19 protein-coding genes are annotated in these 25,918 nt (G+C 28.6%); 10 read left to right on the top strand and 9 right to left on the bottom strand.

Translation table 11 applies throughout. The features are described 5' to 3' along the window. Positions 1-117: 117 nt before the first annotated feature. Positions 118-306, bottom strand: a complete 189-nt coding sequence (locus CLTEP_RS09205) for a hypothetical protein (protein ID WP_066825825.1) — start codon at positions 304-306, stop codon at positions 118-120. A 652-nt stretch (positions 307-958) separates the two neighbouring features. On the opposite strand from CLTEP_RS09205, the gene CLTEP_RS09200 reads away from it, so the two are divergent. From CLTEP_RS09200 to CLTEP_RS09185, 4 genes are all read left to right on the top strand, one after another. Further along, positions 959-2,491, top strand: coding sequence for a thiol-activated cytolysin family protein (locus CLTEP_RS09200; RefSeq protein WP_066825824.1), 1,533 nt, complete (start codon positions 959-961; stop codon positions 2,489-2,491). Positions 2,492-2,988: 497 nt separating this feature from the next. Then, positions 2,989-4,632, top strand: a complete 1,644-nt coding sequence (locus CLTEP_RS09195) for an ABC transporter substrate-binding protein (protein ID WP_066825822.1) — start codon at positions 2,989-2,991, stop codon at positions 4,630-4,632. A 159-nt stretch (positions 4,633-4,791) separates the two neighbouring features. Continuing rightward, entirely contained in the window at positions 4,792-5,745 is a 954-nt protein-coding gene (locus tag CLTEP_RS09190; RefSeq protein ID WP_066825819.1) for an ABC transporter permease, read from the top strand. Positions 5,746-5,809: 64 nt separating this feature from the next. Then, the gene (locus CLTEP_RS09185) at positions 5,810-6,649 is read left to right on the top strand and encodes an ABC transporter permease (RefSeq protein ID WP_066825816.1); all 840 of its coding nucleotides are present in this window, start codon (positions 5,810-5,812) and stop codon (positions 6,647-6,649) included. Positions 6,650-6,918: 269 nt separating this feature from the next. On the opposite strand, the gene addA is transcribed toward CLTEP_RS09185, so the two are convergent. Continuing rightward, the gene (gene addA / locus CLTEP_RS09180; protein ID WP_423230733.1) at positions 6,919-10,866 is read right to left on the bottom strand and encodes a helicase-exonuclease AddAB subunit AddA; all 3,948 of its coding nucleotides are present in this window, start codon (positions 10,864-10,866) and stop codon (positions 6,919-6,921) included. Beyond that, positions 10,847-14,503, bottom strand: a complete 3,657-nt coding sequence (addB, locus tag CLTEP_RS09175; protein ID WP_066825811.1) for a helicase-exonuclease AddAB subunit AddB — start codon at positions 14,501-14,503, stop codon at positions 10,847-10,849. The genes addA and addB overlap by 20 nt, the downstream gene beginning before the upstream one ends. Before the next feature lie 203 nt (positions 14,504-14,706). Between addB and CLTEP_RS14885 the strand changes: the two genes are divergently transcribed. Further along, positions 14,707-14,880 (top strand): hypothetical protein, encoded by a 174-nt coding sequence (locus CLTEP_RS14885; protein ID WP_161938366.1) that lies wholly within the window; start codon positions 14,707-14,709, stop codon positions 14,878-14,880. 117 nt (positions 14,881-14,997) lie between these two features. Here the strand turns inward: CLTEP_RS14885 and CLTEP_RS09170 are convergent, their stop codons facing one another. Both CLTEP_RS09170 and CLTEP_RS09165 read right to left on the bottom strand, forming a co-directional pair. Beyond that, positions 14,998-15,180: a hypothetical protein gene (locus CLTEP_RS09170; protein WP_066825808.1), complete on the bottom strand. Its 183-nt coding sequence runs from the start codon at positions 15,178-15,180 to the stop codon at positions 14,998-15,000. Positions 15,181-15,646: 466 nt separating this feature from the next. Beyond that, on the bottom strand, positions 15,647-16,216 hold the full coding sequence (locus CLTEP_RS09165; RefSeq protein ID WP_066825805.1) for an MFS transporter: 570 nt from the start codon (positions 16,214-16,216) through the stop codon (positions 15,647-15,649). Positions 16,217-16,729: 513 nt separating this feature from the next. Between CLTEP_RS09165 and atoD the strand changes: the two genes are divergently transcribed. From atoD to CLTEP_RS09145, 4 genes are all read left to right on the top strand, one after another. Then, positions 16,730-17,383, top strand: a complete 654-nt coding sequence (gene atoD / locus CLTEP_RS09160) for an acetate CoA-transferase subunit alpha (RefSeq protein ID WP_066825802.1) — start codon at positions 16,730-16,732, stop codon at positions 17,381-17,383. Between the two features lies 1 nt (position 17,384). After that, positions 17,385-18,044 carry a 3-oxoacid CoA-transferase subunit B gene (locus CLTEP_RS09155; RefSeq protein ID WP_066825799.1) on the top strand — a complete coding sequence of 220 codons (660 nt, stop codon included), beginning with the start codon at positions 17,385-17,387 and terminating at the stop codon, positions 18,042-18,044. A 296-nt stretch (positions 18,045-18,340) separates the two neighbouring features. Further along, positions 18,341-19,699: a short-chain fatty acid transporter gene (locus CLTEP_RS09150; RefSeq protein WP_066825796.1), complete on the top strand. Its 1,359-nt coding sequence runs from the start codon at positions 18,341-18,343 to the stop codon at positions 19,697-19,699. Between the two features lie 168 nt (positions 19,700-19,867). Beyond that, entirely contained in the window at positions 19,868-20,143 is a 276-nt protein-coding gene (locus tag CLTEP_RS09145) for a late competence development ComFB family protein (protein ID WP_066825794.1), read from the top strand. Positions 20,144-20,412: 269 nt separating this feature from the next. Here the strand turns inward: CLTEP_RS09145 and CLTEP_RS09140 are convergent, their stop codons facing one another. Next, positions 20,413-21,339: a radical SAM protein gene (locus CLTEP_RS09140; RefSeq protein WP_066825792.1), complete on the bottom strand. Its 927-nt coding sequence runs from the start codon at positions 21,337-21,339 to the stop codon at positions 20,413-20,415. Positions 21,340-21,577: 238 nt separating this feature from the next. Between CLTEP_RS09140 and CLTEP_RS09135 the strand changes: the two genes are divergently transcribed. Further along, positions 21,578-22,627 carry an alpha/beta fold hydrolase gene (locus tag CLTEP_RS09135; protein WP_066825789.1) on the top strand — a complete coding sequence of 350 codons (1,050 nt, stop codon included), beginning with the start codon at positions 21,578-21,580 and terminating at the stop codon, positions 22,625-22,627. Positions 22,628-22,667: 40 nt separating this feature from the next. Here CLTEP_RS09135 and CLTEP_RS09130 read toward each other — a convergent pair whose 3' ends face one another. From CLTEP_RS09130 to CLTEP_RS09120, 3 genes are all read right to left on the bottom strand, one after another. Next, a complete protein-coding gene (locus CLTEP_RS09130) occupies positions 22,668-23,801 on the bottom strand; it encodes a biotin--[acetyl-CoA-carboxylase] ligase (RefSeq protein WP_066825786.1) in 1,134 nt (377 codons plus the stop codon). A gap of 158 nt (positions 23,802-23,959) precedes the next feature. Further along, positions 23,960-24,913 (bottom strand): dipeptidase, encoded by a 954-nt coding sequence (locus tag CLTEP_RS09125; RefSeq protein ID WP_066825776.1) that lies wholly within the window; start codon positions 24,911-24,913, stop codon positions 23,960-23,962. A gap of 77 nt (positions 24,914-24,990) precedes the next feature. Then, entirely contained in the window at positions 24,991-25,488 is a 498-nt protein-coding gene (locus CLTEP_RS09120) for a flavin reductase family protein (RefSeq protein WP_341372120.1), read from the bottom strand. Positions 25,489-25,918 lie beyond the last annotated feature (430 nt).

Below are 25,918 nucleotides of genomic sequence, written 5' to 3'. Positions count from 1 at the left end.
ATAATTTCACTCCTGTTGTTAAAGTTTGTATTCAAAATAATTTATACAACAAAAAGTGAAATTTGTCTCTATTTTTTATGAAATTATTTAATTGTAAATATATGTTATGAAATTTTCTCAACTATAGTTTATATAATAATCTTTACAGTTAATTTTATTTGCTTTTAATATTCTATTTTCATTTTGCAAAATTTCAATTTTGTTTTCCATTCTGTTTGCAGTTTTTTTTACTTTACGTATAGTAACATATTGCATTGTACATACAGTCAAAAGAATTCCAATTAATATTGGAAATAATTTTTTCAAGAATAATCACCTCTCAAATAATTAAATTTGCAATGTAACAAAATTAAGTAGATTAAACTTCATTAAGCATATAAGAATATTTATGAAAAATAGTTGATATTTTTTAATAATTTAAATACTTAAATATTTTAATAAGACCATCCAATATATACTGTACCACACAATTGTAAAAAAACTTGTCAAATATAGTCTACTCAAAACAGGAAAAAAACGACAGTATTTTTCATAATATTGTTGATTTTTTTAATACAATAGTTTTTAGCACTATAATTCAATATTCTAAAAATTAAAGTGAACTCGTTTTGCTAAAGCAAAACATCGATACTTCAAGTGGAAACTCTACTCCACCTGAAGTAAAGAGCTTCAATCTCCCATTTATAGAAGTAGGAATTTTGTAGCATCGATAAATTCAGAAATAATATTTTCTTATTTAAGATAATAATAATAAAAATTAAATTTTTGTACTAAAATTGTAAAAAAAGCGTGAAATATATGGAAAAATGTTATATAATATATGTATAAATTATATTAAATGGTTTTTTTAATATAATTTAATATATTCAGATAAATATGTTAGCAGAGATTGCAATCATCTTTAACTATTTATATTTTTCAATTATTTGTACAAAATTACGCAGGAGGAGTTAATTTTATGAAAAAATTCAAATATATTAAATTTTCAAAATTAGCAGCGTGCTTAGGTATTGCCATATGCATAACAGCACAACCATTTAGCACTTTTGCAACAACCGGCATAAAAGTAGCCTCAAATAAAGCAAGTCATTTAAATGATATTAATTATGGTATAGGTAATTTAAAGTATAATCGAAATGAAATTTTAGCATCACATGGAGATAAAATAGAAAGTTTTGTTTCTAAACAAGGTAAAAAATCAGGAGGTAAATTCATAGTTGTTGAACACAAAAAGAAATCACTTACAACATCACCAGTAGATATTTCCATTATTGATTCTATTAACGATCGTACTTACCCTGGAGCAATACAATTAGCAAATGAAGATTTTATTGAAAACAGACCTGATATAGTAATATGTAAAAGAAAACCTTTAAATATTAGTATTGATTTACCAGGCATGAAAAACGAAAATACTGTAACAGTGGACAACCCTACTTATGGTAATGTATCTGGTGCAATAGATTCTTTAGTATCCTATTGGAACTCAAAATACTCATCAACACATACATTACCTACAAGAACACAGTATTCAGAGTCTATGGTATACAGTAAATCTCAGATCGCAGCAGCACTTAATGTGAGTGCTAAAGTTCTAGACAATTCACTTGGAATAGACTTCAATGCCATATCAAATGGAGAAAAGAAGGTAATGATTGTAGCATATAAACAAATTTTTTATACAGTAAGTGCTGAACTTCCAAATAACCCATCAGATCTTTTCGATGAAAGTGTTACTTTTGAAGAATTAACTCGCAAAGGTATCAATGACGAAAATCCACCACTTATGGTATCAAATGTATCATATGGTAGGACAATTTATGTAAAATTGGAAACAAGTTCTGATAGTCAAGATGTACAAGCTGCTTTTAAATTCCTATTAAAAGATGTAAATGTAGATGCTAGTAGTAAATACAAACATATTTTTGATAATAGCACATTTACAGCTGTTGTATTAGGAGGAGACTCGAGAGAACATAACAAAATAATAACAAAGGATTTTAATGAAATTCGCAACATAATTAAAGAAAATTCAGAATTTAGCAGCAAAAATCCTGGTTATCCAATTTCATATACAAGTGTTTTCTTGAAAGATAATTCAATTGCTTCTGTAAAAAACAGAACAGAGTATATTGAAACAAAATCTACACAGTATTCAAAAGGTAAAATAACTATAGATCATTACGGTGCTTATGTTGCTCAATTTGACATATCATGGGATGAACTCTCATTTGATAAAAATGGAAAGGAAGTATTAAAACATAAAAAGTGGAAAGGAAACTGGCAGGATAAAACGGCTCATTTTTCCACAACAATACCACTTCCTGCTAATGCAACAAATATAAGAATATATGCACGAGAGTGTACAGGACTTTCTTGGGAATGGTGGAGAGAAGTTATTAATGAAAATAATGTTCCTTTAACAAATAATATACATGTTTATCTTGGAGGCACTACATTATATCCTTCAGGTAGCATTACTCATAAATAAAGGATGAACACTTAAATTCTAAAATAAATAATAATTAGGCATTTGAAAGAAAATAACAAGTCAAAGATGCGACGTATATTTTGTGAAATACAAAGAGTTGGGTTCCGCTGATAGTAGGTTCTATCAACGGGTTCCAACGATGAAGTAGTTCGCAAAATAGACTAGCATACTGACTAGTTATTTTTTTGAAAATGCCTTATATTTTGAAATATGAATCATTTGTAAATTTTACACCTCTCCTACTTATACAAGTGGGAGAGGTGTAAATTTCATTTGTAACTTTACATATTAAATCATTATGATTTAAATATTTTAAATATAATCAAATTTTTGGAAAAATATAAATATCATTTTCGCAATTATTCGTCAATTTATTTAATCAATAAGTACATTTCAATCTATTGTTTTATAAAATATTATAAATTTTAGCTTGAAAATAACATATTATGAAATTACAATTAACTGAGGAAAAATACTAATGAAATTGGAGGTAATTTATGAAAAAGACAAAAATGCTTAGTTTAGCTTTAATTGGACTAATTAGTTTGGGATTAGCTAGTTGTGGACAATCTAATACTAAAGTAAGCAAAAACACTGAAAACCCTAAAGTAGTTGCATCGCAACAAAAGACGGACAAACAAATTACTAGCACTAAAGAGGTAAAAATCAAAGATGGAGGCACTATGATATTCGTTTCATCAAGTGATCCAACAGTTTTAAATCCTTATTATCAAAACAATAGAATAACTTTTACTGTAAATAATGCTTTGTTTAATCCATTATTCGTTATTGATGGGGATAATATAAGATATTATCTTGCAGAAAAAGTAGATGTATTAAAAGACAATTTAACTTACAGAGTTAAATTAAAAGATAATTTAAAATGGCATGATGGTAAAAAAATAACCGTTGACGATATTATATTCTCCATAAATGCAGCTTTAGATAAAAAACAACACATGGCAGCTAGAGATTCATTCATAATAGATGGTAAACCAATTGAACTGAAAAAGATTGATGATTTAACTCTAGAAATCAAACTTCCTAAAATTTACGTTCCTTTTATGGAAACTTTAGGAAGTATAAGACCTATTCCTAAACATATTTTTGAAGGAGTAAATGATATAGAAAAATCTGATAAAAATAATAATCCCATAGGTTCAGGTCCATATAAACTAAAAGAATGGAAAAAAGGAGAATACATAGCACTTGAAAGATTTGATGATTACTACAACGGAAAGCCTCACATAAAAGAAATTGTATATAGAATTGCAGGAGATAAAAACTCTCAAAAAATTGCCTTTGAAAATGGTGAAATAAATGCCATGTACATAGGTGAAAAAACATTTAATAAATACTCAAAGGATAGTAGATTTAAAACTTACACTTATGATGAATGTATGCCTAACTATCTAGGATTTAATTTTAAAAATAAATATCTTAGAAAAAAAGAAATTAGACAAGCAATATGTTATGCCATTGATAAAAAGAAATTGTTAAAAAGTTCTTTTTCTTCATTAGAGAATGTTAAAGATGCTTATTCTGTATTTCCACCAAGCACTTTATACTACACAGATGATGTAGAGCATTACAACTACAATTTAGAAAAAGCGAAGGAACTTATGAAAAAATCAGGAGTAAGTAATATAAAATTGAAATTTATTTATATGGCTTCAAGTCCATTAGATATAAATCAAATGAGTTCAATTCAAGAAGATTTAAAGAAAATAGGTATAGAAGTTCAACCTGTTCCTCTTGAAGCTCAAGCTTTTTACGATCAGTTGTTCAATGAATCAGCAAGAAACTTTGATTTAGTAATAAATGCATATGTTTGTGGTACAGATCCTGATTCTTATAGTGAATTATTTACAGAAAATGGTTCTGAGAATTGGTTTTCATATGCTAACAAGGATTTAGATAAATTATGGGATAAAGGAGCAATTGAAACAAATCCTTCTAAAAGGAGAGAAATATACGAAACTATTCAGAAAAAATTAGCAGAAGATGCTGTACAATTTAATATAAATTATTCAACTACTTGTATAGCGATTTCATCAAATATAGGTGGAGTTGAAGAAGCTAAAACGGTACCTATTTTTATGTTTGAAGATTTATCTAAATTATACTTTATAGAAAAGTAAACTATAATATTATGTTTATAGAAATTTGTAGTTATAAATTTTATAAATGAGCAAATACAATTTCCCCCTTACCTCCAATGTGCATATATTAATTTTCGTTTTTATATTTAATATAAGCCGTTGGAGGTTTTATACAAAATTAAAATATGAGGTAATACTATGGTAAAATACATATTCAAAAGAATAATTCAAATGATACCGACATTAATTGTTATATCTATAATTTCATTTATTATAATGAATTTAGCTCCTGGAGATCCATCAAGAACTTTTATTGCTCCGGGTATGAATTCAGCTCAAATGCAGAAAATTAAAGAAAGTTTAGGATTAAATCAACCATTGACAGTGCGTTATATGAAATGGATTAAAAATATTTTAAATGGCAATTTAGGATATTCATTCATAACTCATCAGCCAATAAGTAGCGAAATAACAGCAAGACTCCCTGCTACTTTGGGATTAATGATGTCTTCAATGATTATATCTCTTATATTTTCAATACCATTAGGCATTATATGTGCAATTAAAAAAAATAAGTTTATTGATAATTTTATTACATTAATAAGCTATATAGGAATATCTATACCAAGTTTTTGGTTCGCTATGATGCTTATGACATTATTTTGTTCAATTTTTAGGCTTCTTCCTTGTATTGGTATGAGGAGTTTCCACGTTCACTCAACTTGGGATTTAATTAAACATTCAATAATGCCTTGTATGGTTTTAAGTTTCCCAAGTACAGCTGTAATGACTAGATATGTTAGGTCAAGTGCTATAAGTCAGCTAAAAGAAGATTATATATTAACAGCTAAAAGTAAGGGTATGTCCGAAATAAACATGTTATTCAAGCATGTATTGAAAAATTCTATTTTGCCGTTGATTACAATAATAGGAATGAGTTTACCTGATATAGTAACTGGTGCATTCATAACTGAAACAATATTTGGTTGGCCTGGTATGGGTAGATTTGGGATTACATCTATATTCAACAGAGATTATCCTTCTGTGATGGCTATAACTATGATTTCATCAATACTACTAATACTTGGAAATTTAATATCTGATATTCTATACGGTATAGTAGACCCTAGGATAAGGGTGGTGGAAAGTTAATGCTCAAAAGAATGTCAATCATAGCAATCATTATAACGAGTAGGAATATGGTGGTGAAAAAATAATGTTTAAGAGAATGTTATTAAATTTAAAAATAATATTTAAAAATAATAAACTTGCATCTGTATCATTGGTCATTCTTATATTAATTATCATAGCATCTTTTTTTGCATTTCTATCACCTTATGATCCAAATAGGTTAAATGTAGAAGAACAATTAGTTGCTCCTAATTTAAAACATATTTTTGGAACAGATGATTTGGGGCGAGATTATTTTACGAGAATTCTTTATGGTGGAAGAGTTTCCCTTGTAGTTGGATTTTTTTCTATGATTATTTCAATATCTATAGGTACTATAATAGGAATGATAAGTGGTTTTATAGGTGGATTTGTGGATAATTTAATAATGAGAATACTAGATATTTTGATGTGTATACCTACATTCTTTCTAATATTAATTGCTAATGCGTACCTTGGTCCAAGCATTAAAAATATAGTTATTATAATAGGTTTATTTGGATGGATGGGGGTAGCTAGAATAGTTCGTTCCGAAACTCTTTCTTTTAAAGAAAGAGAATTTGTTCATGCTTCTAAAGCTCTAGGAGCTAGTAAATTCTTTATAATAAGAAAACATATACTTCCCAATATTTTGCCTTCTGTAATAGTTGCTGCCAGTATAAGCGTTGCTTCAGCTATACTTTCTGAATCAGCATTAAGTTTTTTAGGACTTGGTGTTCAACAACCAATGGCTTCATGGGGAAGTATGCTTCAAAGAGCTCAACCCTATGTTCTTGATAAACCGTTTTTAGCATTTTTCCCTGGAATATTTATATTATGTACAGTCTTGAGCTTTAATATTTTAGGAGATATTTTGAGGACTGCATTAGAACCAAAAATTACATAACCTATATACGATTTAACATTTACTTCTTAACACTATAAATTGAGGCTTTCTATGATTTTATTGAACAATCATAGAAAGCCTTCACTAATGGACAGGTTTTTAATTATTATTTGGTTCAGTTATAGTTTATGCAGTACATATGTTTATACAATACTCTTTACGTGAACGGTAAAGCGTCCCATAGTCTTGTTTATGCAATACATATGTTTATATAATACCATCACTAAAGTAGCTCTTATTTTACCTAAGAATTTACATATGTTAAGCCTTTATTTAACTTTAACCTGTTTATCTTTCCAAAATAAATACAAATATATTTCGCTAACTTTCATACCGCTAATTTCATTTAATGCTCTAGCATAGTATTGCAATTGCACATTATACTTATCCACAATCTTATCTAAATCATCAACATAATCTGTTTTATAATCCACAAGTATTAGTTTACCTTCTTCTTCAAAATAACAGTCTATTATACCTTGAAGTAATATTTTTTCATGTTCATATATTTCTTTAGGTAATTCTTTTTCTAACTCCGTACTGCTAATCGATATATGAAATGGAACCTCTCTATAAAGTTTTCCTCTTTTATTTGCTTCTATCATCCTAGTACCTAACTTAGATTTGAAAAATTTGACTATCTTATTTATATTAACCGATTCCCCCTGTTCTGGTGTTAATAATTCTCTTATAACCATACTATTTATCTGTTTTTTGATGTTATTGTAATCTAATTCTTCTTCAATATTTAAATACTGCAAAGCAGCATGCATAGCAGTTCCCTTTTCAACTGCCGTAAGTCCTTTCGTCTCTTCTAAAAATTGAGGTTTCTTATTAAGTGGAAACATATATAAATGTCCCCCATTTTCAACATCAGACTCTGAATTCATTCTTTTTTTCAATTCTGTAACTGTAATTACAGTTGGCAATTCACACGATTTTCTAAATCTATATTCAAACCCTAATCTGTTTTCGATAAACTTATCGTATTTAGTTATTTCTTTTTCATATTCATGTAAATAATGTTCAATGTACTCTATTAAATCCTTTTCATCTATAATTTCCTCTCCTTCTGTCTTCAAACCAGTGCTGCTCCTATCCCAAAATTTTATTTCCCACTTTGATTCATCCTCAATCAAATTTAGTAAAGAATCATCTTCATTACTAGTAGAAATTCCTGCTGCTTCCCTTAGTTTAAATCCGTTCTTATGTCTCATTACAGCAGGTATAATCCAGTCAAAATATGTTCTCGCTTTAGAAACATCATATTCTAGCAATTTTATACCATCATTATCAATAGCACTGCTATATTTTTTGCAATAATCCTCAATATTCTTAATAGAGCCTGTCATGATTAGCTTTTCCCTAGCTCTTGTAAATGCAACATAGAGTATTCTCATCTCTTCTGAAAGGCTTTCCTTTAAAATTTTCTTTTTGAGAGCTTCTTTAACTACAGTAGAATATGTTATCCTTCTTTTAACATCAATATATTCAGGTCCAAAACCTAGCTCGTGGTGAAGTAGTAATTTTTTTGTTAAATCTTGAAGATTAAACTTTTTACCCATACCAGAAACAAATACTATTGGAAATTCAAGACCTTTACTTTTATGAATACTCATTATTCTAACTACATTTTCATTTTCTCCTAAAATCTTTGCACTTCCCATATCTCCACTGCTTTTTCTTAATTTATTTATAAAATTAATAAAGTTAAACAATCCCCTATAACTTGTTTGTTCATATTGTCTTGCTCTTTGAAATAATATCCTTAAATTTGCTTGTCTTTGAATCCCTGCATTCATTGCACCAACAAATCCATAGTATCCTGTATCCTTATAGAGATACCATATAAATTCATCAATAGGCATATTATGCGATTTTTCTCTCCATTCCTCAAGCTTATTTGTAAAATCAAGTAGTTTTTTTCTAATATTGTCATCAATTTTTAAATGAGTATTTTCAATTGTCTTTAAAATAGCTTCATAAAATGGAATCTCTTTATCTACAACTCTAATATCAATCAATTCCTCTGGAGTAAATCCACCTATTGGTGACCTCATAACTGCAAGTAAAGGTATATCCTGCCTTGGATTATCAATTATCTGAAGCAAAGACATAATTGTTTTTATCTCTACTGTATCAAAATACCCTGTTCCGACATCTGCATAAACTGGAATATCATTATTCTTTAATGCTTCAACAAATACAGGTGCCCATTTTGATGTACTCCTTAAAAGTATTACTATATCTCTATATTCAACCGGTCTATATTTCTTAGACTTCTTATCAAAAACATTAAATACACTGTTTTCATTGCTTTTCTTGCTTTCTTCTTTACCTTCTATAAATTCCTTAATTCTTTTGCTTACTATTTCAGCTTCCAGTTGTATATTTGTCATAGGCTCATCATCATTATTCTCTTTTTCAAATTCCTCTATATTTTCATTTTGAATTAGATGGATTTCTACATCACCGCCTGTAATTCCCTTTATATCTTCTTCACTATAATCAGCGCCGTAATTTAATGCCTCTTTTTCATCATATTCAAGTTCTCCTACATTTTCTGACATTATTTGTTCAAAAATAAAGTTTACAGCATCAACAACTTGTTTTCTGCTTCTGAAATTTTTAAACAACATTATTTTTCTATATTTTTCACCAATTTTCTCTGAATAAGTATTGTACTTACTTAAAAACAATTCTGGTTTTGCTTGTCTGAATCTATATATACTTTGCTTAACATCTCCTACCATGAATATATTAGGGAATCCTATTCTTTCTTTTGATATTATATTTAATATTTCTTCTTGAATCATATTTGAATCTTGATACTCATCAATTAATATTTCTTCATACTTATTTCTGAGTTTTTCTGCCACTTCTGATGGAACATATCTTCCCATATCATCAACCATATTTCTACCATTTTCATCTTTCTTTATTAAAATATCAAGACAAAAATGCTCAAAATCATTAAAGTCAACAATACCTCTTTCTCTCTTTTTCAAAGCAAATCTTGTTTTAAATTCCATAACAAGTTTTACTAGTGATTTTACAATATAATACATATAATGTATATCTTCTATTGAATCCTCACTTATTAAGTTTTCCAACAGCTTTTTAATTTCTTTAATCTTTTCAGATACATTTTTTCTCATATTCTGAACTTTTTCTTTTATAGCAGTATCATTGCATTTTCTTATAGACTTCAACCTTCCAAATTTGATTTCATTTATTGCTTCTATCATGTCTTTCCATGATTTATTACATGCTTTTACAGCATCATTTATTGCTAAATATTCGTCATTAAAGTTCTTAGAATATGGTTCGAGTTCAGGCGTATTATTTATTATACGTACTGCCCTTTCCATAATATTTTCAAGTCCTTGTAGTTCAATATTGATATCCCTTTTAATGATATCAACCCATTTTAAACTTTCAAAATCATCCTTTTCAAAATTTAACTCTTCTACTTTTTCTTTGAGCCATTTTTCAGGATTAGGCATACTCACCGAAAAATTGTATAAGTTTAAAACCATATTTTTGAGCATAATATCATCTTTATTGTTACAATAACACTCAATCAGCCTTAAAAATTCATTTACTGGGCATGCTACTGATTCTGCTTTATCTTCATTATATTTCTCTTCATTATGCTCTTCTTCATTAGTTTTTTCTTCATTATACTCTTCTTCAATATACTCTTCTTCAATATACTCTTCATTTACATTATCCTTACTACTAGCATTTTCTATCTGCAAATACTTTTCATCAAAAATTTCATCTATGACTTCCTGCTTTATTAAAATTATTTCGGTATCATCTGCTATTCTAAAGCCAGGGTCTAAATCAATCATATGAAAATTATTCCTTATTACTTCAAGACAAAATGAATGTATTGTTGTTATGCTCGCTTTATTTAAAAGAGTTAACTGCCTTTGGAGAAATGGTGAAGGCTCAATGGTTTTGTGGATTTCTTTTGAAATAGCCTCTGCTATTCTTTCTCGCATTTCCGATGCAGCAGCATTTGTAAAAGTAACCACTAGCAACTTGTCTATATCGATAGGGTTTTCTTTATTTGTTATCATATTTATTATTCTTTCAACCAAAACAGCTGTTTTACCCGAACCAGCAGCTGCTGCAACAAGTAAATTACAATCATGCGTATCAATTGCTGCTTTTTGCTCTTTTGTCCATTTAACATCTGCCATTGGTATCACCATCCCCTTCATTTATTCCATCTTCATTTATTCTTTTTTTATTTATTCTATCTTCATTAATTCCTTTTTCATTAATTCTTTCTTGCTCTATAAGTTTCCATACTTCTTCGTCCTTTTTATCTCTTATGATTTTATAATTATTATCTTTCATAAGTGAATCAAATTCACATATTGAAGAATATATACAATAACTGCAAGGACTTTTGTCCTTGTTTTTATATGGTCTTATTTCGATATTTCCTTCAAGCATTTCTTCGCATGAATCAACTAATTTTTTTCTGATATGATACCTCAAATCTTCAAACTGCTCTTTAGTTGCTACATGAGATTTACTTCCAAGCGTTCCATCCTTTTTTAAGTAAGCAGGAATTATAAGAGATGCACCTTCAATCTCCCTATCCATTTCCCTAATTATTTCAGTATCACTAAGAACTAATCCATCCATTTTTAGGGCTTTCATTATTTCTCTTTCTATTTCCTCTTTAGTCATCTTTTTTGATGTCTTTATCATGGGATCATCTATTTTGAAATATAGCACTCCTGCTGGAAATATAGGATATTCATTTACTTCACTCTCATTAGTTAATATAGCATCTAAATATGTTAAAAGCTGCATTTGAAGTCCATAATAAACATCAGATAATTTAAAATCTTTTTTACCTGATTTATAATCTATAATTCTAAAATATTGTTCATCACCAAATATTAGCTTATCAACTCTATCAATCTTTCCAATTAATTTTATTTTTTCACCTGTGGATAATTCTACTTCTATAGGTGGATAACCTTCTCTTTCATTTCCAAATTCAATTTCATATCCCATAGGTTCAAATCCTGTTCTTTTCATGTGCTCTACAATAAGCCATACAGTTCTAGACAGTACATTCTTTAATCTTTCTGCAAAATACCTATATTTAGGTGAATTTGAGAAAACACTTCCCTTAGACTCATTGATACATTCCTCTACTTTTTGCTCAATAATTTTTCTGCACCATTCTTCATCAAGTTCTCTCCAATGAAGTTTATTATTATCCACAGTTTTTGAAAATTTATCGATAACATTGTGCATAAATGTTCCTATATCCGGTGGAGAAAGGTTAAAAATTTTTCTATCTTTAGCGTTTAATCCATATCTTACAAAATATCCAAAAGGACATTCATTATATTTTTCTAATCTTGAAATACTAAAATATTTGTTACCCCCATATAATTTCTCCACTTTTTCCTTTGGCAATTTATTAACTTGATTTGTATATTTAAAACCATACAGCATTTTATTTAATGTATCTTTCCATTCATCACTCTTATTAAACCAATTATATACAGAAATCCAAAGGGAATTTATAGATTTATTTTGTTTATATTCATGTAATTGAGCTATAAGTTTATTAAACGCAGGTGTCTTACTGCATATGAGCTCTGTGGCTTCACTATCATTCAAATCAATAATATCACTTTTTTCTATGAGTTTAGGAAATAACGCTTTCAATCTAGATATTATAATGGAAGGTCTGAGTGCCTTTCCTTCAAAATCTGCAATTGGATAGCTCACTCTCAAATATTCACCTGCTATTGTAAGTGCCGAATACACCAAGAACTGTTCCTCAAATGCTTGAGACTTTGTATCCTTTGCAAGTTCCATATTTTCTTCCCTTAATCTAATCCTATCGGCATCTGAAAGTATTCCTTCTCCATTAGGTACTGAAGGGAAAACTCCGTCATTAATTCCTATAAGATACAGATATTTAATATCATGACTTTTCATACGTTCAACACTGCTTACTGTAACTTGGTCAAGCGATGTAGGTATAAATCCCATTCTATTTTCAGAAAAACCTATTGAAAGTACCTTTGCATACTCGTCAAGAGTCATTTTGTCATCACCTAAGACTTCAACTATTTGATCCATAATTTCAATTACCACATTCCATATCTGCCCATATTCATTCACAAGCTGAAGCTCATCTTGAGATTTGAATTGCTCTATCAAATTTTCAATCGTTTCAGGCATGTTAATATCACATAAAAACTCATAAAGAGCAGTTGTAATATGCTTTGATGTTTTCTTTCCTCTTATTTTTTTCTGAAAATCAATTAAATTCGTAACAACTTTTTCTCTAACACTATTTATTTTATATATATCATTAATTAAATTTAATATTTTTTCATCATATGAACAAGTTTGCTCCATATCCAAACATTCTAAGCCATTTTTAATTAAATTTTGAATTACTTCATAATCATCATTTATCAATTCTTTTAAATTGTAGTGCGAAATAATCCTGCTATACCATAAATCATCATCCGTCCATTTTTTCTTTCCCTTAATACCCGTTTCAAGTATGTAATTTTCAAACATATCGATAGAATCTTTGTCTATAGTAAGCAATCCTGTTTTTAAATATCTAAACACCGATTCATATGACCAATTTTTTGTTATTACTTCAATACTAGACAGTATAAGCACAATTATAGGATTACCTGTTATATCTTTTTTGCTATCAATAAAATAAGGTATATCATATTCATCAAAAACAACTTTTATTATCTTTTCATAATTTTCTATATTTCTGCTTATTACAGCGATTTCATTAAATCTCACATTTTTATCCCTACACAATCTTAAAATATCAGCTGCAACATTTTCTATCTCAGAATAAACATTTAATGCTTTAAACAACCCTATATTTTTAACTTCTTCTTTGTATGGTTTGAATGGAAATGCAAAATAATTTTTCTCTAAATAAGCTAAATCTTTGTTGCTCCTAAATCTTATACAGGTACTATCATTTAATATAACATCTTTTTCAATGCTAATACCATTATTAATTGCTATATCCCTTAACCTGTTTTCAGTATATTTTATTGGAGAAAACACATCATTTTCATCGAGCTTCTTTCTGCTATCTTCAAAGTTCATATTTATTGTTATGTTAATCCTGTGAGCCTTTTTTAATAATTTTTCTATTATTGCATACTGTTGTGGTACAAAACCATTAAATTCATCAATCCATATTTCAGAATCATCAAATATAGTACATTCATCTAGTTTCTCATAAAGTAAAGTTAAATCATCATCTGAATCAATATACCCCGTATGCAATATCTCTTCAAATTTTGAATATATTTTGCTTATATCTGAAAGTTTATCATATAATATGGAGTTTTCTTCTATTTTAAGCTTTGTTTCATTTAATAACTCTGGAGTTACATTATATCTTTTTAGTTCAGTGATAATATCAGCTATTGTGTCTACAAATCCCTGCTTTTTCGATACATTTGTAAATACTTTTAATTCTTCTCTAACTTCATCCATTATTTTATATATAAGCATACATTTTCCTGATGAATTCATTCTTCTCTTTGCTATTCCACCAACATTTTTAAATACTGTATAAGCCATCCTTTTAAAACTTAGCACTCTTACATTTTTTATTCCAAGACCTCCTATGGCATTTATAACCTTTTTTTCAGATTGAAACGTAAGTTGCTCTGGGACTATTAGAATCAATTGTCGCTTTGTTTCATCTTTTTTGTGCATTTTATAGTTATTATATAATTTCTTTTTAATTTCATTTATGCAAAATGTACTCTTACCACAGCCTGCTCTACCATATATAAACCTTATACTCATAGTATCACTCCCTTAAATCACAATTATCAATATTAGCTTTAAAACATCCTAAAGAAAATATACTTAGTTTCTTTTTTATTTATGTAATTTAGAAAGTCTGCACTAGTCTATTTTCGAAAATGCCTTATAAGAATATTTTATCAATAAACCTGCAAACAAACCAGTTTTATTCTGAATCTGATTTAGACGAAAGATACCCAGGTATGACAGATACTATTAGAAATAATCCAACTGATTCAAAGAATAGAATGTATATTCAAAAATCACCAATAAGCCAGTTTTTATTTAGCCTTGGATTCTTTTTGTATTTTTCCAAACCTGTTTTAAAGCATATTGAGCAATTTATAAAAGGTTCCACCCAAAAGAAATTCTTTTAATAAAGTATTATTAATTTGCAGAAATAAACTTAAAAAAGATAATATTCTATGGATTTATGAATGTGCTAAAAATATAATTGAGTTTGCGGTCTATCGCAGTTACACTAGAATTACCTCTTATTCTTCTTGTAAGCTATATTTTATCTTTGATATGAATAAATAAGAAAGCATTATCCCAACACCAAATATTATAAACACATATTCAATTAATTGATCAGCAATTTGTCCAAAAATTATATTTGATAAAGGAACTACTATTCTTAAAAATATTGGTATTAGTGCAAATACTCTTCCCAACATATCTCTTTCCACTCTAGTTTGGATTATTGTAAAAAATAGTACACTAAATCTACTAGTGCTATAGTAAATAATTAAAATTGCACACATTAAGAAATATCTGTTAATTATAAGCTGTATTAAAATTAAAAAGATTGAATACATAAAAATACAAGTAATTAAACTTTTATAAAAATTTTTTTCTTTAAATATTAATAAAGATAAAGCACCTAAAAAACTTCCAATAGCTTGAAATGTTAATATTTCGAAATATATTCTCCCTGAATCTAAATATATTTTTTTTGCAAAAAGAGGTAAAATAATATTTATAGAACCAGAAAAAAAGTTGATGAAACCACATCCTAATACTAGGTATAATAACCATTTTTTATTTATAAAATATTGAAAACCTTCTTTTATGTTTTGAAATATTTCTTTAGAATTAATTTTGTAATTTAATTTTCTATAGCTATATTTAATTGTAATTTCACTAAGTGCTGAAATAAAAAAAACTTATACCATTTATAAAAAAAGCTCCTGCTATACCAAATGATAAATTATTGAGTAAAAATCCAGCTATTAATGGAGCTATAATTTTTATTATCTGAGAAGTTGTTGTAGTTATCGAATTTCCAGTAGCAATCAAATCTTCTTTTAATATTTCTGGTAAAATAGCTCTTACTGTTGGATCAAACAAACAAGAACATGTTGATAATAAAAAGTTAGCTATTATTAATAAAGGAATATTTACAATACCTTTAAAAATTAAATACCCTGTAACTATACATATAAAAGAACTTAATAAATCTGTTAAAACTAATATTTTTTTTCTATTAAAAATATCTATGATAGCTCCATTAAATATATTAAAAGCAAAAATAGGTATAAAACTAACAGCCGAAATATAACTTAATGCTTTTGCAGAATTAGTCGTTTCTATTAACCACCAAGTAAGTATTGTATTAAATATAATACTACCTAATAACGATGTCGAGTTTCCAAAAATCAACATACTAAAATTCCAACTAAATGTTTGTTTGATTTTATTTGCTCTGTTCATATTTTTCCCTCCATAAGTATAAAAAACTTTTAGCATAGCTTTAACCATAGCTATTGTATGAAAATTAAGTTCTAAAATTTTTATCAAAGTTTTAGGATAAGTAAACCAACTATCAAGCAAAACATAAGTTGCTGGTTTTAAAAATCAAAATGCATGATTATGTGCGAAAGTTGAGTTTATGTAATTAAGAAAGTCTGCACTAGTCTATTTTCGAAAATGCCTTATAAGAATATTTTATCAATAAATCTGCAAACAAACCAGTTTTATATTTAATTGCTATTCTATGGAAAGTATTTTTAATAGCAAGGCATCACTAAATGTACTAAAGAAACTATTTTATAAATAAGTTGTATAGTAAAAATTTACTAACAGCTTAGATTTAATCATGATATGCATCACAGAATTTAAATATTATTTCAAATTTTGAAGGATTTAATTCATAAATATAGAATTATTAATTTGTAAATCTGTTTTGTTACAATTTTACTACAATATAAATGGAGGCGTTGTAATATGAACAAAATAATTTCTTTAGAGGAAGCCATATCTCATATCAAAGACGGTATGACTATAATGGTTGGTGGGTTTCTTGACGTTGGAACTCCAGATAAAATAATTGATGAACTTGCAAAAAGTAACGTTAAAAATTTAACATTAATTTGTAATGATACTGCATTCCCTGATAAAGGTGTTGGAAAAATGGTAGTTAATAAGCAGTTCAAAAAAATGATTGTTTCGCACATAGGAACCAACCCTGAAACAGGAAGACAATTAAACGAAAAAGAAGCTGAGGTTGAATTAGTTCCACAAGGAACATTGGCTGAAAGAATTAGATGCGGTGGAACTGGTTTAGGTGGTTTCCTTACTCCAACAGGTATAGGTACTATTGTTGAAGAAGGTAAAGAAAAAATTACTGTGGATGGCAAAGATTATTTGCTTGAAAAACCTTTAAAAGCCGATGTTGCTCTAATATTTGGTTCTATTGTAGATGAAAAGGGAAACGTTTATTATAATAAATCAACAAGAAACTTTAATACTATTATGGCAACTGCTGCCGATGTAGTTATTGTAGAAGCAGAAAAATTGGTTAAAACTGGAGAAATAAATCCTAATGATGTTATGACTCCTGGAATTTTTGTTGACTATATAGTAAAGGGGGAAGAGTAATATGGATAAATTCCAAATTAAAGAACTAATAGCAAAAAGGGTAGCTAAAGAATTACATGATGGTGATGTTGTAAATTTAGGTATTGGTCTTCCTACAATGGTTGCAAATTATGTTCCAAAGGATATTGATATCACATTTCAATCCGAAAATGGTTTTGTCGGTCTTGGTTCTGCTCCTGAAGAAGGTAAAGAAGATAAAGATCTTACAAATGCTGGTGGACAATACGTTACAGTAAAACCGGGTGCAGCTTTCTTTGATAGTGCTACTTCTTTTGGTATTATAAGAGGCGGACATGTCGATGCAACAGTCCTTGGTGCTCTTCAAGTTGATGAAAAAGGTAATTTAGCTAACTGGATGATTCCTGGGAAAATGGTTCCTGGCATGGGTGGTGCAATGGATTTAGTTGTTGGTGCTAAAAAAGTTATTATTGCTATGACTCATACAGCAAAAGGAAATCCTAAAATACTAAAAAAATGTACCCTTCCATTAACAGCTGCTGGTCAAGTTAATCTAATAATAACTGAAATGGGTGTTATAGAAGTTACCGAAAAAGGACTTGTATTAAAAGAAATTGGACCTGAAGTAAGTATTGAAGACGTTAAAGCTGCAACTGATGCAGAACTTATAATTGCTGATGATATTAAAAAAATGGAAGTTTAAAAGCAATACTCACTTTACATTAAAATTAGTGTAAATATTAATTTTAAAACTTTAGTGAAGTGAATATAAAATATAAAGGGGTTATTGTAAATAAAAAACAATTCAATATGTTGATTGATTTTCATTTTAATATGTCAGTATATTGTATAGAAACTTCTTTTACGATAACCCTTATTAGTTGCATTCAATAAACTCTTTTTGCTAAAGCAAAACATCAGTACTTCAGTAAATAATAGAGTAGCACTCTTGATTGTTGTTTTTTCCATATGACTCATGTATTTAGGGGGGCGTTAAATATGTTTAAAAAATTCACAAATGGCTGTGTAGCTCTTGTTCAGAGATATCTACCTGATCCATTTTTATTTGCAGTAATCTTAACATTTATAGTTTTTATTTCAGGTATTTTTGTAACTAATCAAAGTCCTTTAGCGATGATTATTCATTGGAATACTGGATTTTGGAAACTATTATCTTTTTCAATGCAAATGGCATTAGTACTTGTTACTGGTCACACCTTAGCAAGTGCACCTTCATTTAAGAGAGGTTTAAGGAAACTAGCTAGAATTCCTAAAACTCCTACTCAAGCAATTATGTTTGTTACTTTAATATCTACAATAGCATGTTGGATTAATTGGGGATTTGGTCTAGTAATAGGAGCAATCTTTGCAAAGGAGTTAGCTAAAGAAGTCAAAAATGTAGATTATAGGTTGTTAATAGCATCTGCATACTCTGGATTTTTGGTATGGCATGCAGGCCTTTCTGGTTCAATTCCTTTAAAATTAGCTACTGGTGGAAAAGATATAGTCATTGCTACATCTGGTACAATAACAAATCCAATACCAACAAGCGTTACTTTATTTTCAAGATTTAATATAATAATACTTTTGATTTTATTATTTACACTGCCACTTTTAAATAGAGCTATGCATCCTGCTAAAAAAGAAGACACTGTATGTATAGATCCAAATTTATTAAATGACGATTTACAAGCTGCAACAATATCAGCAAAAGAAATGACACCTGCAGACAAATTAGAAAATAGCCCTATTATATCTATAGCTGTTAGCATAATGGGTTTTATTTATATTTTCTATTATTTTGCTACAAAGGGATTTAAATTGAATTTGAATATTATCAACTTCTTATTCCTATTTACAGCAATACTTCTTCATGGAACTCCAAGAAAATTCTTAGATGCAATAACTGAAGCCACTAAAGGCACTTCTGGTATTATTCTTCAATTTCCATTCTATGCAGGAATAATGGGTATGATGATAGGTGCTAATCCAGTGACACATGTTTCACTTGCTGGTGCAATGTCTTCAGCTTTTGTAAATATTTCAACTACAAAAACTTTTCCATTCTTCACTTTCTTGAGTGCAGGTATAGTTAATTTCTTTGTACCATCTGGCGGTGGACAATGGGCTGTTCAAGCTCCTATAATGATGCCTGCTGGTGCTGCACTTCATGTACCCGCTGCAAAAACAGCTATGGCAATAGCTTGGGGTGATGCTTGGACTAATATGATTCAGCCATTTTGGGCACTTCCTGCTTTGGGAATAGCTAGACTTGGTGCAAAAGATATAATGGGATTTTGCTTAATTGATTTATTATATTCTGGTATAATTATTGCACTTGGACTAATATTCTTGTAAATTTTATAGATAGTATGCCCAATTCAGTTACATTACAAATATTATACATCAATGTATTTATTAAAATACATTGCATCAATATATGGCATTTAGTAGTTTATAATTTAATTATGTGATACTTTCTATTATTTTTATAATTTGAAACTCTACCAAAATGGGGGCTGTTTGATGTATAAACTAAGGAATTATTCAGAAGAAGCTGTGAATTATTTTTTTGATGAAATACTTGACAAATACTCAGACATTTGTAAGTGTGAAAAATGTATATTAGATATGAAAGCAATTGCTCTAAACAAATTGGGTTCAAGATATATTGTAACCGAAAAAGGAGAACTCTATAGCAAACTAAATGGTCAACTTAATAGCCAAGGTATTACTGATATAGTAAAAGCTATAACAGAAGCTATTGAAATCGTAAGCCAAAATCCTATTCATGATAAATAATGTATAAGTCGTATAAAATTGAAAACATAAAGTATTCAAATCGCAAATTTGCACTAGCATTCTAATCAACTGGCAAATTTAAAAAATTCAACTCATTTTGCTAAAGCAAAACATCGAAACTTCAGGTGGAGACTCTACTCCACCTGAAGCAAAAGCTTCAATCTCCCACTTATAGAAGTGGGAGTCTTGTAAAATCGATAAATACAAAGCATATTCAAAAATAAGCTGGCATATTTGATTTGTTATTTTCTTTCAAACGCAATAACATATTATTTTATTCTATACGTTGTGTAATTTTTATACTCAATTTTCTCTATGCTAGCATCATTATTTAGCTTGCTAAAAATATTTTCTATATTTTCACATTCCCTTGTTTCTAAGAAACTTTTTATCTCAAAGTTATTCATAGGATGCCTTGATATAATACTAATAATTGCTTCTAAATCATCCTTAGTATCGCTATAAAATCCTTTTGAAACAAGTTTATCTATTGAAATACCACCTAATATACTCAAAGCTCTTTCAAGTCCTTCATCACTAGGTTCCTTTGCATATTCTTCTGCTGGCGGTCTTACTGGTGTATTAACATAAAGTCTATCGTATTTAATACTATCTAATATTTTTTTAATATCTAAAAGTTCTTTCTCGCTATCATTAAAACCCTTAACTATCATAGTTTCCATCCACAACTGTCCATCATATTCATTAGCAAATTTTTTCAATCCATATATTACATTTTTGAATTTTATCCTTCCATGTGGCCTATTAATTTTAATAAACATTTCTTCATTTCCAGCATCAAGAGATGGAAGAACCAAGTCTGCCTTTTTTAACGCATTTCTAACGCACTCATCAAATAATAATGAACCATTCGTTATTACAGCTATAGGTTTATCAGTTAATTTCTTAACCTCATCAATTAATTCTTCAAGCCTTGAAAATAATGTTGGCTCACCCTCTCCAACTATTGTAACAACATCAAATTTAATATTTTCTTTTAAACACATTTTAAATTCATTTATAACATCATTGATATTTACAAATTCAGCTCTCTCATACATCATATTTTTAGTTCTTCCTAGCTGACAATATATGCATGAATAACTGCAACTCTTCTCTTTTATAGGACTTATCCCCAAAGAAATACCCATCCTTCTTGACGGAACTGGTCCATAAACATACTTATTCTCCTCCATAATCATTCCTCCAAAATATATTATTTTTTATTTTATTTATTTCAACTTATTAATTATATTTACGTATAATATTATATACCCATAATTAATGCACTACAATTCACACACTACAATTTTTAAAAATCTGTGAAGCAGGAAAACTTCTTAGATTTAACTAATAAGCCTCCTCTTCAGCATGAGCAAGTAGAAAGAAAGTTCACTTAATACATAACAATAACACTATTTAAGGAAGGAATCTATGAAAATTGATTTTACTTATAATAAAAAAAAGATAAATTATATACATGGATATATAGTTAAAGGAAAATTCTATAGATGCAATTATATACGTTTTAGAACTCTATATAATAAACCCGCCCTTGGGACTGAAACTGTGCAACTTTTCAATTTTCAACCTAAAACTAAAGAAAGAGCATCGGTATTAATACTTCACGGACTTGGCAGTAGAAATATAAAATTTTTTCTTTGGATGGGAACTCATTTAGCTTCTGCAGGGGTTAACTCTTCAATACTAATACTTCCAGGCAACTATACTCGTGTTGAAAACAATTCAGTAAGTGGAAGAAGCTATATATGGCCTGATGTAAAAATTATGTTTAAATTTTGGGAACATGCTATTGTAGATATTCAATCAACTTTAGATCTATTAGAACAACAAAACTTGTGGAGCAGAAATAATTGTCTAATAGGATACTGTTTAGGAGGTATGTTGAGTTCTATAGTAGCTTCATTTGATAAAAGAATAGATGAAACCATTTTCATGACAACTGGAGGTCATATTCCAAAAATTCTATATCAATCAAAATCAACCAAATTTGCTAGAAGACTCTTTGAAAACGGCTACAAAAGCGATTATTATTTGCACGATAAAGATAAACTATTTGAAACATATGCAAAGCAATTCCCTATTGTTAAAAAAATGCCTTTAAGAGAATTATTTACAAGTGATGAAATACATCCATTATTTAAAATAGACCCAATATCATATGCTCATCTGCTTAACAAATCAAAAATCACATTTATAGATGCACTATTTGATGAAACATTACCAATAGAAAGCAGAAGTATACTTTATAATCAAATGGCAGGCGCTAAACGATATTCACTTCCCATAACTCATACTGGCTGGCTTTTATTTGAATATTTCTTTGCACAATATGTTCTCTTCAAATTAAATATAAAGGATAAAGCTTCAAGAAAAATGCTATTAAAGAAAGACAAACTCGAAATAAGCTACTACGATTACTTTTCAGATTACTTCTCAGATTATATATTTAAAAATAAGTAAACTTCTTTAAATATGAAATTTAAAGAAGTTTTGTTAAATTTTACACCCCTGGGGTGTACCGCATTGATATCTCACCCGATATCAATTTTTCAATTTTACCATCTTCATGTCTTATAATTAACTCGCCTTCATCATTCAGTTGAAGAGCAATTACATTCTCACTCTGTCCTCTTCTTATTATTCTTACTTGTTTACCTAAGACAATTGAATTTTTCCTACAAATGTCTAAAGTTTTATTTATTGTTCCATTTTCAATAAACTCATTATAAAATTCTTCAAAATAATTAAGTATACTCGCCATCAATTTCTTTCTATTAATATCTTTTCCTGTTGCGACCTTAAGCGATGTTGCAATTTCTTTTATTTCATCATCAAACTCTTCTTTATCTATGTTTACATTTATACCAATTCCCATTACAACATAGTTTATATTATCCATTTCGCCACTCATCTCGGTAAGTATTCCACATACCTTTTTATCATTTATCACAATATCATTAGGCCACTTTATATATGTCTTAACTCCCATATCCTCAATTGCCTTATTTACCGCAGCTGCTCCTATATGGGTAATCTTTGAGACATTAGCAGGATTAATATTAGGTCTTAAAATTATAGACATCCAAATGCCCTTATATTTAGGTGATATCCATTTTCTACCCAATCTACCTCTTCCTAAAGTTTGTTCTTCACTAACAATAACAGTTCCCTCTTTTACACAATTCATATTGCTATCATTCATATTACTATTATTTATTTTGACATCATCTATATTACTACCATCTATATTACTACTATCTGCATTACTACTATTCATTTTGCCGCCATTCATTCTACTATCATTTACTTTACTACCATTTGCTTTGCCACCATTCATTGCAATTTCTTTAGCTCTCATATTTGTAGAATCTATAGTTTCAAAATATTCAATGTTTCTTCCAATATATTTTGTATTTAAATAATTTTTAACTTCATCATAATTTAGTATGTCTGGACAAGAAATTAATCTGTATCCATTTCTAGAAACAGACTCAATTTCATACCCTTCTCCCTTCAATGCTTTTATATATTTCCATATAGCGGCACGACTCACTCCTAAATATTCACTTATTCTTTGACCAGAAATAAATTCTTCTTTATTTTCTTTAAGCAAATCTAATATTTTGTGCTTCATAACGAATTTCTCCTCTATATCAACCATTCATCAATGTTATAATACTCTATTATACAAGCAAACTCGTTTTGCTAAAGCAAAAGCTTCAATCTCCCACTTGTAGAAGTGGTAGTCTCTTAAACTCAATAACGGTTTAAATATTTTTGCTTCTGTTTATGCTATCTCAAACAATCTCTTATTACTCTCTCTGCATTTTTATACAATATCCTTTCTATTTCATCATCCGTAAATCCTGCTTTTGAAAGTGAAATAAACAGTTTTTCCATTTCCCCAATATTGTTAATCTCAATATTTCCACCTATACCATCAAAATCAGAACCTATCGATATTACATCAATGCCACCTACATTTTTGATATGTTTTATATGTCTAATAATATCTTCTATTAAACTGATGTCTTTATTTGATAAAAAGCTGGTACAGAAATTAATTCCCATGACACCACCTTTTTCAGAAAGTATTTTTATCATATCATCATTTAAATTTCTAAAATGATTTTGAATAAATCGTGCATCAGAATGTGATGCTACAAAAGGTTTATCTGATAAAGCTGCAACATCATAAAATCCACCATCTGACAAATGAGATACATCCACTATCATACCCAATCTGTTCATTTCTTTCACAACTTGCTTCCCAAAATCAGTAAGTCCTCTATCCATACTCTCTTTGTTGCAATTAGGATAACCTATTTCATTATCATAATTCCATGTCAAAGTTATGAGCCTCACACCTAATCTATAAAAATTTCTTAAATTATACAACTTTCCTTCTAAAGCGTCTCCACCTTCAATAGTAAGAAATGCTGATACTTTATTGTTATTTCTATTTTCAATGTATTGCTCATAATTACCCGCAAACCTAATTTTATCATCATTATTTTCTATTTCAGTATAAAATCTATCAAGCATTTCACTGCAATATTCAACATGACTTTTCCCTTTTTTTATCACTTCTTCCCTATCAATAAACAAAGCAAAAAATTGTGCAAAAGAATTTGCTTTTACCAATTTATCAATATCAACATGAAAGTCATTTCTCGTTAAATTTGCATCTGTTTTGCTTTCAAATATTCTCCAAATAGTATCACAATGCAAATCAATTAAACCCATATGTTCCCTCCTTCACCCCAGGGGTGCAAAATTTTGCACCCCTGGTATTATATTACTTTATATTGCTTTGTATTATTTTATCTAAACTTAAGAAAATTTATTTTTGAATAATCTACGCTGCCATCTTCTTTTATCAATTCATCCTTTGCATGTATATATTCTACTTTTCCTATAAACATTTCATGTGAACCAGTCAATATTGAATCTACAACTTTGCATTCAATACTCACAGGACAATCCAAAAGTACTGGTGCATTAACTTTTACTCCTTCTCCAACTTTCATATCAATAACTTCTAATTTGTTTTCGTCACGCCTACTATGACTCCCAAGATATGCATATTTTTCCCTTAATTCTTCGCTAACTAAGTTAACTACAAATACACCACTTTCCTTAATCATATTGTATGAATATCTAGATGGTACAATTCCCACCATTACCATTGGCGGATCATAGCTACAATTCCCTGCATACTCTACAGCCAAAGCATTATTTTCACCGTTTAGCCCTCTACAAGACACCAAAACATCTGGAACTGGCTTTAAACAGCTTTTAAAATTTGTTACTTCTTTCATTTTATTCATCCTTTCACATAATATTTGCAAATCATATTTTTATCATTTTTTTATTACAGATTTTCATTACACTCTTTTATTATACTGCAATATACAACTATTATAGTACATTTGCTTTGCCTTAATTGACTCTGAGACAAAGCAAAATACAAGTATACAATGCTATTATAGTACATTTACTCTTTTAACACCACTACAAAATACAATTATTTCCTTATAAATCTTATAGAATTATTTAACTCGAAGTAGCAATTATGGTTTTAAACCCAACATTAAATCATTGTTTTTTTATATCTCACCTATTAAAATGTTATTATGCTGCTTGATCATACTAAAAATAATTATATGATGCTCTAAACGAGAATGCAGATTTTATATACTTGCAAAGTTCTTAAAATCGTATAATTTTATAAACAAAAATACGAATTTT

The organism is Clostridium tepidiprofundi DSM 19306 (assembly GCF_001594005.1).
In the GTDB taxonomy this organism is placed as follows: domain Bacteria; phylum Bacillota; class Clostridia; order Clostridiales; family Clostridiaceae; genus Clostridium_AC; species Clostridium_AC tepidiprofundi.
This window is presented reverse-complemented; position numbering and strand designations above follow the sequence as displayed.

What these genes read in the sequence shown, in the direction of transcription:
- CLTEP_RS09200 (WP_066825824.1), top strand. Translation starts at nt 959, where the DNA reads ATGAAAAAATTCAAATATATTAAATTTTCAAAATTAGCAGCGTGCTTA.
- CLTEP_RS09195 (WP_066825822.1), top strand. Translation starts at nt 2,989, where the DNA reads ATGAAAAAGACAAAAATGCTTAGTTTAGCTTTAATTGGACTAATTAGT.
- CLTEP_RS09190 (WP_066825819.1), top strand. Translation starts at nt 4,792, where the DNA reads ATGGTAAAATACATATTCAAAAGAATAATTCAAATGATACCGACATTA.
- CLTEP_RS09185 (WP_066825816.1), top strand. Translation starts at nt 5,810, where the DNA reads ATGTTTAAGAGAATGTTATTAAATTTAAAAATAATATTTAAAAATAAT.
- addB (WP_066825811.1), bottom strand. Translation starts at nt 14,503, where the DNA reads ATGAGTATAAGGTTTATATATGGTAGAGCAGGCTGTGGTAAGAGTACA.
- CLTEP_RS14885 (WP_161938366.1), top strand. Translation starts at nt 14,707, where the DNA reads ATGACAGATACTATTAGAAATAATCCAACTGATTCAAAGAATAGAATG.
- CLTEP_RS09170 (WP_066825808.1), bottom strand. Translation starts at nt 15,180, where the DNA reads ATGTTGGGAAGAGTATTTGCACTAATACCAATATTTTTAAGAATAGTA.
- CLTEP_RS09165 (WP_066825805.1), bottom strand. Translation starts at nt 16,216, where the DNA reads ATGAACAGAGCAAATAAAATCAAACAAACATTTAGTTGGAATTTTAGT.
- atoD (WP_066825802.1), top strand. Translation starts at nt 16,730, where the DNA reads ATGAACAAAATAATTTCTTTAGAGGAAGCCATATCTCATATCAAAGAC.
- CLTEP_RS09155 (WP_066825799.1), top strand. Translation starts at nt 17,385, where the DNA reads ATGGATAAATTCCAAATTAAAGAACTAATAGCAAAAAGGGTAGCTAAA.
- CLTEP_RS09150 (WP_066825796.1), top strand. Translation starts at nt 18,341, where the DNA reads ATGTTTAAAAAATTCACAAATGGCTGTGTAGCTCTTGTTCAGAGATAT.
- CLTEP_RS09145 (WP_066825794.1), top strand. Translation starts at nt 19,868, where the DNA reads ATGTATAAACTAAGGAATTATTCAGAAGAAGCTGTGAATTATTTTTTT.
- CLTEP_RS09140 (WP_066825792.1), bottom strand. Translation starts at nt 21,339, where the DNA reads ATGGAGGAGAATAAGTATGTTTATGGACCAGTTCCGTCAAGAAGGATG.
- CLTEP_RS09135 (WP_066825789.1), top strand. Translation starts at nt 21,578, where the DNA reads ATGAAAATTGATTTTACTTATAATAAAAAAAAGATAAATTATATACAT.
- CLTEP_RS09130 (WP_066825786.1), bottom strand. Translation starts at nt 23,801, where the DNA reads ATGAAGCACAAAATATTAGATTTGCTTAAAGAAAATAAAGAAGAATTT.
- CLTEP_RS09125 (WP_066825776.1), bottom strand. Translation starts at nt 24,913, where the DNA reads ATGGGTTTAATTGATTTGCATTGTGATACTATTTGGAGAATATTTGAA.
- CLTEP_RS09120 (WP_341372120.1), bottom strand. Translation starts at nt 25,488, where the DNA reads ATGAAAGAAGTAACAAATTTTAAAAGCTGTTTAAAGCCAGTTCCAGAT.